At 67.2% G+C, this 15,064-nt stretch carries 16 protein-coding genes; 7 read left to right on the top strand and 9 right to left on the bottom strand.

Annotation, left to right across the window (positions count from 1 at the left end; translation table 11 throughout):
• The first annotated feature begins 2 nt into the window (after positions 1 to 2).
• From aroC to ACM9HJ_RS23895, 5 genes are all read left to right on the top strand, one after another.
• Positions 3 to 1,088, top strand: coding sequence for a chorismate synthase (aroC, locus tag ACM9HJ_RS23915; protein ID WP_416574293.1), 1,086 nt, complete (start codon positions 3 to 5; stop codon positions 1,086 to 1,088).
• A 78-nt stretch (positions 1,089 to 1,166) separates the two neighbouring features.
• Positions 1,167 to 1,601, top strand: coding sequence for a cupin domain-containing protein (locus ACM9HJ_RS23910; RefSeq protein ID WP_416574292.1), 435 nt, complete (start codon positions 1,167 to 1,169; stop codon positions 1,599 to 1,601).
• 68 nt (positions 1,602 to 1,669) lie between these two features.
• Positions 1,670 to 2,527, top strand: a complete 858-nt coding sequence (locus tag ACM9HJ_RS23905; protein ID WP_416574291.1) for a phytanoyl-CoA dioxygenase family protein — start codon at positions 1,670 to 1,672, stop codon at positions 2,525 to 2,527.
• Between the two features lie 65 nt (positions 2,528 to 2,592).
• On the top strand, positions 2,593 to 2,940 hold the full coding sequence (locus ACM9HJ_RS23900) for an ArsR/SmtB family transcription factor (protein ID WP_416574290.1): 348 nt from the start codon (positions 2,593 to 2,595) through the stop codon (positions 2,938 to 2,940).
• 16 nt (positions 2,941 to 2,956) lie between these two features.
• Positions 2,957 to 3,490 carry an SRPBCC domain-containing protein gene (locus ACM9HJ_RS23895; protein ID WP_416574289.1) on the top strand — a complete coding sequence of 178 codons (534 nt, stop codon included), beginning with the start codon at positions 2,957 to 2,959 and terminating at the stop codon, positions 3,488 to 3,490.
• A 2-nt stretch (positions 3,491 to 3,492) separates the two neighbouring features.
• Here the strand turns inward: ACM9HJ_RS23895 and ACM9HJ_RS23890 are convergent, their stop codons facing one another.
• The 8 genes from ACM9HJ_RS23890 to ACM9HJ_RS23855 form a co-directional block, all read right to left on the bottom strand.
• Positions 3,493 to 4,533 carry a peptidoglycan -binding protein gene (locus tag ACM9HJ_RS23890; protein ID WP_416574288.1) on the bottom strand — a complete coding sequence of 347 codons (1,041 nt, stop codon included), beginning with the start codon at positions 4,531 to 4,533 and terminating at the stop codon, positions 3,493 to 3,495.
• 3 nt (positions 4,534 to 4,536) lie between these two features.
• The gene (locus tag ACM9HJ_RS23885) at positions 4,537 to 5,751 is read right to left on the bottom strand and encodes a flagellar motor protein MotA (protein WP_416574287.1); all 1,215 of its coding nucleotides are present in this window, start codon (positions 5,749 to 5,751) and stop codon (positions 4,537 to 4,539) included.
• Positions 5,748 to 6,353: a hypothetical protein gene (locus ACM9HJ_RS23880; protein ID WP_416574286.1), complete on the bottom strand. Its 606-nt coding sequence runs from the start codon at positions 6,351 to 6,353 to the stop codon at positions 5,748 to 5,750. Before ACM9HJ_RS23880 ends, ACM9HJ_RS23885 begins: the two co-directional genes overlap by 4 nt.
• A 101-nt stretch (positions 6,354 to 6,454) precedes the next feature.
• Positions 6,455 to 7,420, bottom strand: a complete 966-nt coding sequence (locus ACM9HJ_RS23875; RefSeq protein ID WP_416574285.1) for a hypothetical protein — start codon at positions 7,418 to 7,420, stop codon at positions 6,455 to 6,457.
• Between the two features lie 129 nt (positions 7,421 to 7,549).
• A complete protein-coding gene (locus ACM9HJ_RS23870; RefSeq protein WP_416574284.1) occupies positions 7,550 to 7,912 on the bottom strand; it encodes a hypothetical protein in 363 nt (120 codons plus the stop codon).
• 94 nt (positions 7,913 to 8,006) lie between these two features.
• A complete protein-coding gene (locus ACM9HJ_RS23865; protein WP_416574283.1) occupies positions 8,007 to 9,488 on the bottom strand; it encodes a hypothetical protein in 1,482 nt (493 codons plus the stop codon).
• A 179-nt stretch (positions 9,489 to 9,667) separates the two neighbouring features.
• Positions 9,668 to 10,525, bottom strand: a complete 858-nt coding sequence (locus ACM9HJ_RS23860) for a prephenate dehydratase (protein ID WP_416574282.1) — start codon at positions 10,523 to 10,525, stop codon at positions 9,668 to 9,670.
• A 46-nt stretch (positions 10,526 to 10,571) separates the two neighbouring features.
• Entirely contained in the window at positions 10,572 to 11,354 is a 783-nt protein-coding gene (locus ACM9HJ_RS23855; RefSeq protein ID WP_416574281.1) for a 3-deoxy-manno-octulosonate cytidylyltransferase, read from the bottom strand.
• A 168-nt stretch (positions 11,355 to 11,522) separates the two neighbouring features.
• On the opposite strand from ACM9HJ_RS23855, the gene ACM9HJ_RS23850 reads away from it, so the two are divergent.
• Both ACM9HJ_RS23850 and ACM9HJ_RS23845 read left to right on the top strand, forming a co-directional pair.
• Positions 11,523 to 12,062, top strand: coding sequence for a c-type cytochrome (locus tag ACM9HJ_RS23850; protein ID WP_416574280.1), 540 nt, complete (start codon positions 11,523 to 11,525; stop codon positions 12,060 to 12,062).
• Positions 12,063 to 12,160: 98 nt separating this feature from the next.
• Positions 12,161 to 12,928, top strand: coding sequence for an inositol monophosphatase family protein (locus tag ACM9HJ_RS23845; protein ID WP_416574279.1), 768 nt, complete (start codon positions 12,161 to 12,163; stop codon positions 12,926 to 12,928).
• A 30-nt stretch (positions 12,929 to 12,958) separates the two neighbouring features.
• Here the strand turns inward: ACM9HJ_RS23845 and ACM9HJ_RS23840 are convergent, their stop codons facing one another.
• Positions 12,959 to 15,037 (bottom strand): ATP-binding protein, encoded by a 2,079-nt coding sequence (locus ACM9HJ_RS23840; RefSeq protein ID WP_416574278.1) that lies wholly within the window; start codon positions 15,035 to 15,037, stop codon positions 12,959 to 12,961.
• Positions 15,038 to 15,064: the final 27 nt, after the last annotated feature.

The raw sequence follows: 15,064 nt of genomic DNA, 5'->3' as shown, positions 1-15,064 counted from the left end.
AAATGGCGGGTAACAGCTTCGGCACCCTGTTCCGGTTCACCACCTTCGGCGAAAGCCATGGCCCGGCCATCGGCTGCATCGTGGATGGGGTGCCGTCGCGCCTGCCCCTGGACGAGGGTTTCATCCAGGCATTCCTGGACAAGCGCAAGCCCGGCCAGAGCAAGTATGTCACCCAGCGGCGCGAGCCGGACCGGGTGCAGATCAAGTCCGGATTGTTCGAAGGCGTGACCACGGGCACGCCAATCATGCTGTTCATCGAGAACGAGGATCAGCGGTCCAAGGATTACGGGGACATCAAGGACAAGTTCCGCCCCGGCCATGCCGACTTCACCTATCAGGCCAAGTACGGCATCCGCGATTATCGCGGCGGCGGCCGTTCGTCGGCCCGTGAGACGGCCAGCCGTGTGGCCGCCGGCGCGGTGGCGCGGCGGGTGCTGGAGACCGCCCCCGATGGCGGGATCAGCATCCGCGCCGCCATGGTGCAGATGGGACCGCTGAAAATCGATCGGTCGCGCTGGGACTGGGCGCAGGTGGATGAGAACCCGTTCTTTTGCCCCGATCCGGTGATGGCGGCCGAATGGGCCGATTACCTGGACGGCATCCGCAAGGCCGGATCGTCCGTCGGCGCCGTCATCGAGGTCGTGGCGTCGGGTGTGCCCGCGGGCTGGGGAGAGCCGATCTATGACAAGCTGGACAGCGATCTGGCCCAGGCGATGATGACCATCAACGCCGTCAAGGGCGTGGAGATCGGATCCGGGTTCGAGGCGGCCAGCCTGACCGGTGAGGAGAATGCCGACCAGATGCGCATTGGCCCCGATGGCAAGCCGGCTTTCCTGTCCAACCATGCTGGCGGCATTCTGGGTGGCATCTCCACGGGCCAGGATATCGTGGTTCGTTTCGCTGTCAAACCGACATCGTCGATCCTGACCCCGCGTCAGACGGTCGATCTTTCCGGCAACGAAACGGATATCCTGACCAAGGGTCGCCATGATCCTTGCGTCGGCATCCGCGCCGTGCCGGTGGGCGAGGCGATGATGGCCACCGTCCTGGCCGACCATTTCCTGCGGGCCCGTGCTTTAGGGCAGTGATTGATCTGTCCAACGGATAGGCGTTTCCAACCCAGCAGTTGATGTACTTTCCCGGCACAAATAATCTTCCGGGAGAGAATGATGACGCGTATCGCCGCCCTGCTGCTGACCACCGCCCTGCTTTTGCCCGGCACTGCCCTGGCCGATGCCAAGGGCCTGACGTTCCAGCAATTGCTGGATACCGTCACCACGGGCGATGGCAAGCCGCTGAAATACCCGGAAGGCCAGGCCCGCGTGTCGGCGCTGCTGGTGGAACTGGCGCCGGGCGGGGAGACGGGGCTGCATCGCCATCCCATGCCCGTCGTCGGCTATATCGTGTCGGGTGAGGTGTCGGTGAAGGCGGAAGGGCTGCCTGAACGCGTGTTCAAGGCCGGCGATGCGTTCGTGGAAACCATCGTCTGGCATAATGGCCGCAACCTGGGCAAGGAGCCGGTGAAGATCCTGGCGATCTATCTGGGCGCCGATGGCCTGATGCGGGTGGAGAAGCCCAAGGACAGCGACGGGCATTATTGACGATTGCCGCGACGGGCCTGCTGTGCGCTAGGATGGGGCATCGTTCCCATCCTGCCGGCAGTGCCCCCATGTCCTACCTCACCCAAGACCAGATCGACGCCTATCACCGCGACGGCTTCCTGATGCTGCCCGGCTTCGCCACCGACGGCGATTGCGCCGCGCTGATGGCGCAGGCGGGCCGGCTGGTCGACGGGTTCGACGCCGGTGCTCATGCCTCGATCTTCTCCACGGTGGACCAGCAGAAGACGTCGGACGATTATTTCACGTCGTCGGGCAATCAAATCCGCTTCTTCTTCGAGGAGGAGGCGTTTGACCAGGCCGGCCGCCTGCGCCAGGAAAAGCACCTGTCGATCAACAAGATCGGCCATGCCATGCATGATCGCGACCCGGTCTTCGACCGTTTCTCCCGCGATGCGCGCCTGGGCGCCATCACCCGTGACATCGGCATGGAAAAGCCGCTGCTGATGCAGTCCATGTATATCTTCAAACAGCCGCGCATCGGCGGTGAGGTGGTGTGCCACCAGGACAGCACCTTCCTCTATACCGACCCGATGAGCGTGGTGGGCCTGTGGTTCGCGGTCCAGGACGCGACCCTGGACAATGGCTGCATGTGGGCCCTGCCCGGCGGTCACAAGGATGGTCTGAAGAAGTGCTTCAACCGCACGGACACCGGCGGTGTCGGTATGGAGGTGCTGGATGCCAGCCCCTGGCCCGATTGCACGCCTGAGAACGGCTATGTGCCCCTTGAAGCGAAACGCGGCACCCTGATCCTGCTGCACGGGCTGTTGCCGCATTTGTCCGGCCCCAACCGGTCCGACCATTCCCGCCACGCCTATACGATCCATGTCGTGGATGGTGCCTGCGACTATCCCGCCAGCAACTGGCTGCAACGCCCCACCCACGACCCGGCCCGCGGCTTCGCTTGACATTTGAAGCCCCCCTTTCCGGCGCCCCTTGACTCCTGCCCAAATATGTAACCTTATGGTTACCTATGAACCATGATCCGTACCAGCTGGATGAGGCGGCGACCGATGCGGTGTTCCAGGCGCTGGCCAGCCGGGAACGGCGGCGGATGCTGGACCTGATCCGGGCGCAGCCGGGCTGCATCATTTCCGATCTTCTGGACCGCTTCGAGATGAGCCGCATCGGCGTCATGAAGCACCTGAAGGTGCTGGAGGAAGCGGACCTGGTGGTGTCGGAGAAGGCGGGGCGGGAGCGGCGGTTGTACGTCAACACCCTGCCGCTCCGTGCCATCCACCGCCGCTGGTCGGACGAGTTCGATGATTTCTGGGCCGGCAGCCTGCTGGACCTGAAACGCAAGGTCGAAACCGGACAATGAACAGGGGGCAGCGAGCATGAGCGAGGAAAGCAGGAAGATCTTCCGGACCAAAATCAAGGGCTCGGTCGAGGCCATCTGGCGGGAACTGACCAAGACCGACAGTCCGCAGCAGGCCGTGTTCAATGGCCTGCTGGTCAATACCGGCTTCCACGCCGGCGCCGCCGTACAGATGCGCACCGCCGATGCAAGCCGCACCCTGGTGGTGGGAGAGGTGGTGGAGTACGACCCGCCGCGCCGCTACGCCCACACGTTCCGTTTCACCCGCTTCGATGATGCACCCTGCGTCGTGATCTACGATCTGGTGCCACAGGCCGACGGGCTGGTGGAGGTGACCCTGACCGTGGACAACATGCCGCTGGGTACGGAGACGGCCAAGCAGATGACATGGGGTGGCGATTTCATCCTGGCCAACCTGAAATCCATCGTGGAGACGGGCAAGCCCCCCTTCGGCACGCGCATCATGTACGCAATCTTCGGCGCCCTGGGCTTTGTCCTGCCCAAACGCACCCTAGCGGCGAACTGGCCGTTACAGGACCGGAACGCGGCCTGATCCTACCGGCTGTCCACCTTCAGCTCGATACGCCGGTTCAGCGCCAGGGCACCGGGGCTGTTGCCCGCCTCCAGCGGCTGGAACTCCCCGAAGCCCGTGGCGGCCAACCGCTCCGGCGGCACGCCCATCTGCACCAGGAAATTCACGACGGAAATGGCGCGCGCCGTCGACAATTCCCAATTGCTGGCCCAGCGCCCGCCGCGCACGGGCACCACGTCCGTGTGCCCGTCGACGCGCAGGATCCAGTTGATCTCCGGCGGCATCTGCGCCGCCAGGTCCAACAGCGTCCTGGCCAGCCGGCCCAACTGCACCTGCCCCGCCTCCCCCAGTTCCGCCGAGCCGCTGTCGAACAGCACTTCCGACTGGAAGACGAACCGGTCACCGACGATGCGGACATCGTCACGATTGCCCAGGATCTCGCGCAGCCGTCCGAAGAATTCCGAGCGGAAGCGGGCCAGCTCCGCCACCTTGCCGGCCAGCGCCGCGTTCAGGCGCTTCCCCAGGTCGGCGATCTGCACCTCCTGCTCCTTGGCCTTGGCTTCGGACGCATCCAGGCTGGCCACCAGCTGCTGCAACTGCGCGCGCAGTGCGGCGATCTGCTGGTTCAGCAGCGCCACCTCGTTGCGGGCGGCGGCACTGATCTTCTTTTCCTCTTCCAATTCGCGAGTCAGGGCCGCCTGCGGGTCCTCCCCATTGGCGGCGGCGTCGGCCGCGGCGCCCAACGCGTCCAGCCGCCCCTGCAACGCATCCTTTTCCGCGAGCGTGGCGCGCAGCCGTTCGGTCAGCTGGCCCAAATCCAGCTGCATCCGGGCATTGCTGTCGCGTTCCAGGGCCAGCGCATCGGCCAGCTGGGCTACGCGGCTTTGCAGATCGGCCAGCTGCCGGTCGCGGCCCTGCAGCGCGTTGGTCAGGTAGAATTGGCCCAGGACAAAAACCATCAGCAGGAAGATGACCACCATGGTCAGGCTGGACAGCGCGTCCACCCAGCCCGGCCAGACATCGACCCTGTCGCCCCGTGACCCGCGCCGCCGGACATAGGCCATGGATCAGCGCTCCGCGTCGCCCAGGGCCGCGATGGTGCGGGCCAGGATCTTGATCTCGCTGCGCAATTCCTGGGTGGACTGGATGCGGCCCTGGGTCGTCTCCTCCAGTATGCGGGCGGTATAGAGTTCCAGGTTGCGGATATGGGCCCGCGTCGCCTCGTCGATGCCCAAGCTGCCGCCATTGGACAGGCCATCGGCCAGTTTCTCGAACAAAGGCCGCATCTGCGCCGTGCCCTCCGCCAGGCGCAGCATCACCTGCTGTTCGGTGCGCATCTGGTCGGTCAGGGTGGCGATGCGTTCGGTCAGTTGGGCCAGATGGTGGTTCTGGGCCTTCCTCCCCTCCTCCGCCCCGGCCATGGTGAATTGCAGCCGCTCGATATTCTCCGCCGTCTGCTCCAGCAGCGCCTGGATATAGACCGGCACGGATGCGCCACCGCTGCCACTGCCCTCCACCTCACCCAACGCCCCGCTGGACAGGCGCGTGATGCCGGCCAGCCAATCCTCCAGCTCCGTATAGAACCGGTTCTGCGCCTGACCCGCCTGCAATTCCAGAAAACCCAGCACCAGCGATCCGGCCAGACCGAACAGAGACGACGAAAACGCCATACCCATGCCGGCCAGCGGCGCCGACAGCCCCGCCTGCAAATTGCCGAACACACCGGCCACATCGGCATTGTCGAAACTCAGCCCACCGATCACCGATCCGATAGAAGACACGGTCTCTAAAAGACCCCAGAAGGTGCCCAACAGGCCCAGAAAGATCAGCAGCCCGATCAAGTACTTGGACGTCTCCCGCCCCTCGTCCAGGCGCGTGCCCACCCCGTCCAGCAGCGCGCGACTGGCCACCGTGGACAGCGTAAAGCGCCCACCCCGGCGCTCACCCAGCATGCGGGCCATAGGGGCCAGCAGGCGGGGGGCCGTACCCACCGGGCGGTTGGCGGCGAAGGCCTCCAGCCACGCCACCTCCGGCCCCAGGGTGGTGACCTGGCGGAAGATGAACCAGATGCCCAGCAGCAGGGTGAACAGGATCAAGCCGTTCAGCCCCGGATTGGCCATGAAGGCCTCCACCAAGGCTGGCAGCAGGGCCGCCGCGATCAAGGCCACCGCCACCGTGAACAGCGCCATCCGGGTCAGGAACCGGCGCGGCTTCGTCGCGGGCGGGCCCGGCAGTTCGGTCTGGTCCGGCTGGAAGCTGCGGCGGTCGGCGGACAGGCTCATGGGCGGATCACCAGGTCGACACGGTCGGGGGGTGGGCCGCCGGGGGCGGCATCGGACGGGGAACCATCGGCGAAGACCAGCAGGCGCAGCGGATCGATCCCCTGCTGCACCAGCCGGTCGCGCAGGGCGCGCACACGGATCAGGGCGGTGCGCCGCCCCTCCGTCGGCCGGTCGGCCCGGCCGCTAGCATGTGCGCGCAGTTCCAGCCGTTCCGTGGGCCGCGCCTTCAGCCGCGCCACGATATCGGCCAGCACCGCATCGGTCCCGGCCGGCAGCGGTTCGGCGCCGGGCGCGTAAACCAGCGTGCTGCGTTCCGCCGGCATTCGCACCGGCTCTGGACCGGTCACGTTCCCTGGATAGCGGGAAGGCGGCAAGTCCGTGACCGGTGCCGCTGGTATCTCCGCCTGCGCCGGTGCTGTGGGCAGGGGCGCCACGGACAGGTCGGGCGTGGCCGGCACCGAAATCGGCGGACGCGGCTTGGCCGCACCGTCCGACGGTGCGGCGGGCAGCGGCGGAATGCTGTTCTGCGCCCCCGCCCCGGCGATCGGGGCCAGGGACAGAAGCAGCGACAGGGAAAGGGCGGTCTGGATGCGCATCATCATACCGGACAGGGAACCGGAAAATTATGGCTGCCGCATGTCACAGACGAACGGCCCGGGCGACGATAACCGACGCGGGCGTCCTCTACCACCCTTGATGCGCCTCAATCTTTCGTGGATTCGTCCGTTGGCGCCAATCCCGGTGCCGTCCGGTTCAGCAATCGCCCCGTCAGGGCCAGCAGTCCCGCCGGCGGCGTGCCGTTGCGGATGGCATGGTGCAAGGCCAGCAGGTCGCCGGCCACCGACAGCTTGTGCTGCTCGACCCGATGGTCGGCCTTGGCACGCACGCTGGTCTCCTGCGCGGCGGCATTGTCGCTGCTGTCACCCTTGAACATGGCCTGCACCGTCTCGACCAGCCTTTGCAGCACGGTATTGACCATGTTGGCGGAATAGCCGCCCAGCAGCGCCAGCACCGGCTTGCCCAGGCTGGAACCGTGATGGCCCGCCGCCGTTGCTTCCGGCATCTCCACCGCCCCCAGCGGCACCAGTTGCGAGATCAGCAGCCCGGCGATGATGCCCAGAACGATGCGGATCCAGTAGGAACTGTCCAGCCTGGGGTCATAGGTACCGGCCCGCACGAACCGGTAGGCCGTGGACAGGGCGTTGAAGCTGGCCCCCAGCCCGGCCGCACTCATCAGATAGATCAGCATATGCAGCAGGTGCTGCCGGTCCAGGCTGTAGATATCCTGGCGGATGGTGGTGGCGTTCACATGCTCCGACAGGCTGGCCAGGATGAAGAGCAGCATGAACAGCACGGCGGCCAGCAGCAGCCGGCGGACATTGGGCAGGGGCCCGAAGCTGGACAAAAGCCGTCCCGCGTACCTGTCCTCGGCCAGCAGCAGGATGGTGCGCGGGCTGGCCGGCGCCACCAGGCCGGCCAGCTGGCCGTGCAACTCGGCCAGATCGGCCAGCGGCACCGCATCCTTGTCCAGCAGCGACAGTTTCGGCAGCAATTCGGCCGGCATGCCCGTGCCATTGCCCAGCGCATAGCGCACCATCGCCACCACCTCGCGGCGCAGCAGCGGGGCGATGTCGCCGCCCGCTTCCCCGCCCGTTTCCACCGCACTCATCCTTCGCCCCCATCCGCGCAAACCGGCGACAATCTACAAGCCGGAGGGTGAAAAAGGGAAGGATATATACACCCTTTGATATGGCTCCCCCGGATGACCGGCATTGGATCATGCGGAACCCGGCGACTGTCAGGGGGGCCGGGTCCTGGACCTCTCGATAAGCTTCTTGGCCTGTTCGTACTGCTCCTGCCCCTTGCGCCGTTCCTCGCGTTCCCGTTCCTCACGCTTTTCCCGCTCGCGACGCTCATAGTCCTCCCGGTCATCGGCCAGCTTTTGCAGGTAGGCATTGAGCCGGCGCTGCTCCTCCTCCTTCTTCAACTCCTTCTTGCTGGGCCTGTCGTAATTGGAAATGTAGGGGTTCCCATAGGTACCGGCGGGTGCGTAGGCACCTTGCGAACCGGACGGGTAATAGGCCAGGACGGACGGATCGGATACGCAACCAGCCGTCAGCAACAGCGTGGCGATGGACACGGAAGCCAATGTCGAGCGCATTGCCGGTCACCTCGAAAGCGGTGGATCATCCAACTGGAACATTCATTGAGCGGCGGGAACACCCGCCGCTCTCCTGCCCGCGACCACGACCCGATCAGGGGATCTGGGTATCGGCACCCGACTTCGACCGGGGCGGAGCCTGTTCCTGCTGGCGGCGACGCTCCTCATCGGCTTGGCGGCGGGCCGCCTCTTCGGCCTGACGGCGCTGGTCGCGAAGCTGGCGGTCGGCATCCTCGGCGGCGCGACGGCGATCGTCATCGGCGCGGCGGCGGGCTTGCTCCTCCGCTTCCCGGCGCTGCTCCTGCATTTGCCGCGCCGATTCTTCCGCGTCGCGACGGCGCTGCTGGTCCGCCTGACGCGCCGCATCCTCGGCGGCACGGCGGCGGGCCTGTTCCTCCGCTTCCCGGCGCTGCTCCTGCATTTGTCGCGCCGATTCTTCCGCGTCGCGACGGCGCTGCTGGTCCGCCTGACGCGCCGCATCCTCGGCGGCACGGCGGCGGGCCTGTTCCTCCGCTTCCCGGCGCTGCTCCTGCATTTGTCGCGCCGATTCCTCCGAGGCACGACGGCGTTCGTCATCCGCGCGGCGACGGGTTTCATCCTCCGCCTGGCGGCGCTGCTCCTGCATCCGGCGCGCGGATTCCTCCGCCTGCCGGGCCGCATCGTCGGAGGCCCGGCGGCGATCCTCCTCGAACCGGCGCCGCTCCTCATCGTTGCGCCGGCGCTGTTCCTCCTCACGGCCGCGGGCCTCCTCGCCGTCGCGGCGGCGCTGCTCCTGCAGGCGGCGGGCCTGTTCCTCCGCCTGGCGACGACGGGCTTCGTCGTCGGACGGGCGCTGGGGCGGCGGCTGATAGACGGGCGGGCGATCGTAGCGACGACGCTCCTCCGCCGCGTCGCGTTCCCGCTCGCGCCGTTCGCGCTCGTAACGGGCATGGTCGCGCTCCCACTCGCGGCGGCGGCGCTCATGCTCCCAATAGATCTCACGGCGGCGCTGTTCCCAGCGATGGTAATCCCACCGTGCCCGGTCACGTTCCAGCTCCCACAGCATCCGGTCATAATCCGGATCGCGGAAATCGTCGTAATAGCCGCCACCGCCGCTGGAATAACTGCCATCGTTCCAGATCACCGCACCGGCCGAGCCGCTGCTGCCGCCACTGCCCGCCACCGATGGCAGGCTCACCGGCGCGGTGGCCATCAGCGACAGCAGTTCCAGGCGTTCCTGCAGCGTCAGGGCACGGGCCGGGGTACCGGTGGCCGGGTCGCCCGCACAGATGCGGCGGAATTCCTCCACCCGCGGGTTGGACAGCGGCACATTGGGCCACACATCCGGCGCCAGCGACGACAGTTCCAGCACCAAGCGGCGCTGCTCGTTCGCCTCATCCTCCGTCAGGGGGCGGCCGGGCAGGCCACCGTCGGGATTGCCCATGCAGACCAGCCGCAGTTCCGACAGGCGCCAGGACCCGGCGGCGATCTGGCGGTTGCGCAACTCTCCCTGCTTGACGGCCGGGTCGGGGGCACAGGCGCCCAGGCCCAACAACAGCACGGAGGCAAGGGAGAGGGAAAGCAGGCGGCTTCGCATGATTATTGGCCCTCGGGCGAAAGGCGTCACCGGCCATCCGCCGGCCTATCCATCAGATATGCCCCCGATGGCGGAATTTGGACGGAACAAAAGCGATTCAGGGGTAAAGCACGTCCAGGAACAGCGCGATCGCCTGCAACAGCAGGATCACCGCCTTGCTCCCGCCGGCGGCCCGGTCGTCAGATGCCGCCCTGCTGCTGCTGATCGCGGCGGAAAGGATGGGCGGGATAGACGCCCAGGAACTTCACCTCGCTGGCGAAGAAGCCCAGTTCCTCCATGGCGAGCCGCAGCGACCGTTCCTCCGGATGGCCTTCCACGTCGATATAGAATTGCGCCGCCGTGAAGCGGCCATCGACGAGATAGCTTTCCAGCTTGGTGATGTTCACGCCGTTGGTGGCGAAACCGCCCAGCGCCTTGTAGAGCGCCGCCGGACGCGAGCGGACGCGGAAGACGAAGGTGGTGACGCTGTCGGTGCCGCGCTCCGGCACGCTGGGCTCCCGCGCCAGGATCAGGAAGCGGGTGGTGTTATGGGCCGCATCCTCGATGCCCTTGGCCAACACGTCCAGGCCATAGATCTCCGCCGCCAGGTCCGACGCGATGGCCCCCTTGGTCGGGTCGCCCCACTGCGCCACGTCGGCGGCGGCACCGGCCGTGTCGGCATTGTTCACGGGCTTCAGACCGCGCTCGCGCAGATAGTTGCGGCACTGCGACAGGGCCTGGATGTGGCTGTGCACCTCCGTCAGCCCCTCCAGGCTGGCGCCCCTGGGCGCCACCAGGCAATGCACGACGCGCTGGTAATGCTCGCCGATGATGTGCAGCCCGCCGCGCGGCAGCAGGTGGTGGATGTCGGCCACGCGGCCCGCCACCGAATTCTCCACCGGGATCATGGCCAGCCGGGCGCGCCCCTCATGCACCGCGGCGAACGCATCCTCGAACGAGGCGCAGGGCAGCGTCACCATGTCTGGAAACACGCTGCGGCAGGCCAGGTCGGAATTTGCGCCGGGTGCGCCCTGATAGGCGATGGTGGAGGCGGGCATGGGGTCGCTCTGTCTTGGATCGGTGTTGCGGAAGAAAGCGCCGTTCCTACGGCGCGGGCGATGGGGCCAGCATATGGCGGGCGCGGTCAAGGTCTTCGATGGTATCCACCCCCAGCGGCACGATGTCCACCCGCGCCAGCGCGATGGTCATGCCATTGGCCAGCGCCCGCAGCTGTTCCAGCTTCTCCCGCTGTTCCAGTTGCGCCGGCGCCAGCGATACGAACCGCTCCAGGGCGGTACGGCGATAGGCGTAGAGCCCGATATGGTGGAACAGCGGCCCGTCGCCCCACGGGGCGGTGGCACGGGTAAAATAGAGCGCCCGGCCGGTATCGGCGCCGGGTGCCATCTCAACCACCGCCTTCACCACATTCGGATTCGTGCGTTCGGCCGGTTCGGTAATCACCGCGCCTAAGGTGGCGATGTCCACACCCGGGTCGGACAGGGGGCCGAACACAGCGCGGATGGCGGCCGGATCGATGGTGGGCAGGTCGCCCTGCACATTGACGATGGCGTCGTGGCGGCCGGCCGGATCGATCCTCCGCACCGCCTCCCACACCCGGTCGGAACCGGACGGGTGGTCGGGATCGGTCAGCACGGCCGTGCCACCGGCCGCCGTAATGGCGTCGGCGATGGATTGTTCGGCGGCGGCCACCACCACGGGGCCGATCCCGGCCTCCCTGGCGCGGCGCCAGACATGCACGATCATCGGCACGCCATGGATGTCGGCCAGGGGCTTGTCCGGCAGCCGGGTGGAGCCGAGGCGGGCGGGGATCACCACGAGCGGGTGAGCCAACGGGTGGGGCGTCAGGGGACGGTTCGGATCGGTCATGGTTTTCCCGTGCGACATTTGGTCCGCCGGGTCAAGACGGAAAGCCATGTGCGTTCACGCATCCTTCGGCTAAGTATCGCGCATGGATTTGCGGGAAGGCGGGCATGGACGTGCCCGCTTCTTGGCGTTATTGTGCCCGCGCTTGGCGAACCCAAGGGATTAGGACTGATGGCGAGCAGCACCTTCAATAAGATTTTCATGGCGATCCTGACGGCGACGCTGATTGCGCTCCTGGCGGGTTTCGTCTCCAAGAAGCTGGTACACCCGAACTTCCCGGCCGAACGTGCCTATAAGGTGGAAGTGCCGGAATCCGCGACCGCCGATGCCGCCGCGCCCGCCGCCCCCGCGGAGCCCGATCCGGTCACCCCGCTCCTGGCCGCAGCCGACCCCGCGGCCGGCCAGAAGCTGGTCAAGGCTTGTGCCGCGTGCCACAGCTTCGAAAAGGGCGGTGCCAACAAGGTCGGCCCGAACCTGTGGAACGTGGTCGGCAACAAGCATGCCCACATGGAAGGCTTCAGCTATTCCGACGCGATGAAGTCGCAGGAAGGCGCCTGGGACTTCGAGCATCTGAACAAGTTCCTGGCCAATCCGAAGGCCGCCGTGCCGGGCACGAAGATGAACTTCGCCGGCCTGAAGAAGGTCGAGGATCGCGCCGCGCTGATCGCGTATCTGCGCACGCTGTCCGACAGCCCGGTGGCCCTGCCGTAATCGGCAAGCCGCACGGAACATGCTATGAAGGGGCGGCAGCGATGCCGCCCTTTTTATTTGCCCCTGCCAGGCCATCCGCCTTCCGGAGTCGTTGCGCCATGTCCAACCTTCCCGATTCCCTGATCGATCTGGCCCTGCGCTGCGCCGATGCCGCCGGTGCCGTGGCCCGGCGCCATTACCGCACGCCGGTTGCCGTGGATGTGAAGGCCGATGCCTCGCCCGTCACCATCGCCGACCGGGAGGTGGAAAGCGCCATCCGCGCCATCCTGGCCGCCGAACGGCCTGGTGACGGCATCCTGGGAGAGGAACATGGCAGCCAGGACCTGAATGCCGAATATGTCTGGGTCATCGACCCGATCGACGGCACCAAGTCCTTCATCACCGGCCGGCCCCTGTTCACCACCCTGATCGGCCTGCTGCACCGGGGCGTGCCGGTGCTTGGCATCATCGACCAGCCCGTGGTGGGCGATCGCTGGCTGGGCGTGGCGGGCCGGGCGACGACCCTGAACGGGAAGCCGGTGAAGACGCGGCCCTGCGCCGACATCGCGCTCGCCACCCAGGCCGCCACCATGCCCTTCCACCAGGTGGAATTCGCCATCACCCAGGCATCCAGCCGTTACATGGTCTGGGGCGGCGATGCCTATGCCTTCGGCCTGCTGGCCGCCGGCTTCATCGACCTGATGGTGGAGGCGGGATTACAGCCCTATGACTGGGCAGCCCTGGTCGCGGTGATCGAGGGGGCCGGCGGTGTCATCACCGACTGGAACGGGCAGCCCCTGCGCCTGGGCTGCGACGGCAATGTGGCGGCGGCCGGCGACCCGGCCCTGCACGCCCATGTCCTGGCCATGTTCAAGGAACGGCGTTGAGCGTTCCCCGGCTTCCCGAGGGAGCGCGGATCAAGCCTCCACGGGGACGCCGGCGACGCGCGACGCCGGCAGGCGGACCGTGACGGTGGTGCCGACGGCGGGCGTGCTCTGCATGGTCAGGCTGCCGCCATGCGCCTCGGCATACCCCCTGGCCAGCGGCAGGCCCAGGCCGGCACCGGGCTGGCGGCGGTTATGCCCCCCTTCCACCTGGGCAAAGGGTTCCAGCGCGATGCGCATGGCCTCGACATTCATGCCGATGCCATGGTCGGCCACTTCCACCAGCACGTCACCCGTCTGCGCCTCCAGCCGGACGGTGACCACCACCCCCTGTCCCGCCTCTGAAAAGCGGATGGCGTTACCCAGCAGGTTGACCAGGATCTGCTTCAGCCGCACCTCGTCGGCCAGCACGCGCAGGCTGGGGGGCGACACGTCCAGGCGCACGGGCACGCCGCGTTCCGCCGCCTTCTGACGCAGCAACCGCTCGCACCGGTCGATCAGCGGCGCCACCTCCACCCAGCTTTCGCGCAGTTCCAGCGTGCCGGCATCCATGCGGGCGATATCCAGCAGGTCGTTGACCAGCCGCAGCAGGTGCAGCCCGCCCTCATGGATGTCGATGGCATATTCCCGGTACTGCGGCGCACCCAGCCCGCCCAGCAATTCGTCGCGCAATATCTCGGAAAAGCCGATGATGGCGTTCAGGGGCGTGCGCAGCTCGTGGCTGATATTGGCCAGGAACTGGCCCTTGGCCCGGTCGGCCACGGCGGCGCGGGTCTCCGCGGCGCGCAGCGTCTCCCGCCGCGCCAGTTCCGGGCGCCGGTCGCGGGCCACCAGCGTCACCTCGCCCAGCGGCCCGTCCAGCACGGGCAGCATGGCCAGTTCGATGGGCAGGGTCCGGCCGCCCGCAGCCGTCAGGCCCAGCGTCACCCACTCCGTCCCCGTACGACCGCGCGCCTGCATGGCGCGATGGAAGACCAGGCGGTCCGCCTCCGCCACCAGGTCCAGGAAGGGCCGGCCCACGACCTTGTCCGCATCACGGATATCCAGCCCCAGCATGGACAGGCCGGCAGCGTTGATCAGCGACACCCGCCCCTCGCCCAACAGGCAGACCATGTCGGGCAACGCGTCGATCAACCCGCGATAACGGCCGGACAATTGCCGCAACGCCTCGCTCACCCCCGTCTCGCGCTGGGCGGCGCGCTGCACGCGCATCAGCACCTGGGCGGTCAGGGCGAACAGGATCAGCAGCACGACGGCCAGCACCCAATAGACCCCGGCCAGAAAATCCTGCGCCGGGCGCGGCATGCGCCAGGCAACCCAGCCCACGGGCGGCTCCGCATCCATGGCGCCGAACTCGCGCAGCGCCAGGCGGCTGCCTTCCACGCCGATGGCGGCGTGCAACCCGACATCGACATTCTCGAGCAGCAGCGGGTCCAGCATGCGCGTCATGGCTACCCGGTCCAGCCTCTGCATGAACACCAGCACCGCCCCGTCGGCACGCGACGGACCACCCAGGCCCGGCCTGATATCGGCGATACCCGTCATATAGAGCGCGTCACCCAGGCGCACGATGCCCGTCACTGGTTCCGTCGCGCCGGGAAGGGCCGAAACGGTATGGTGTATCATGCGGCGCATGGCCTCTGTCACCTGGAAATCGCGCATCCGCGCATCGGTCAGGCGCTTGCCATCCTCCACTCCATAGGTGACGCGGCCCTGGCGATCAACCACCAGGGAAATGGACATGCGGTAGCCACCGGACAGGTAGATGCCGATATTCTCATCGGCCCAGACCGTGTCCAGTTCGTTCACAACATGGTTGATGGTGTCGTCCCAGCCGGCATAGTCACGGACCACCATACCCAAGGTCGTGCCGGCACCGGCCACCATGCGTTCCACGCGATGGCCCGTACGCTCCGCCTCGCCGGCATCGAACTGCCGGGCCGTGGTGAACAGGATGGCGGCAATGGCCAGCACCGCGAAGGTCAGCAGCAACAGCACGGGCACCGTCGCCAGGGGCGGCGACGTCCGCGCATGCGCGGCGGGCGGCTGGGCCTGTGTGGGGTGCGGATCCTGCATCGCCTGGATGGGCGCTCCGGTGGGCTGGGCGCCCATCCTCTACCCGAACGGGGTAGGTTGCAA

It is taken from the genome of Niveispirillum sp. KHB5.9 (assembly GCF_048066115.1).
GTDB lineage: Bacteria > Pseudomonadota > Alphaproteobacteria > Azospirillales > Azospirillaceae > Niveispirillum.
The sequence above is the reverse complement of the archived record's forward strand: the minus strand, read 5'-3'. Positions and strand labels throughout refer to the sequence as shown.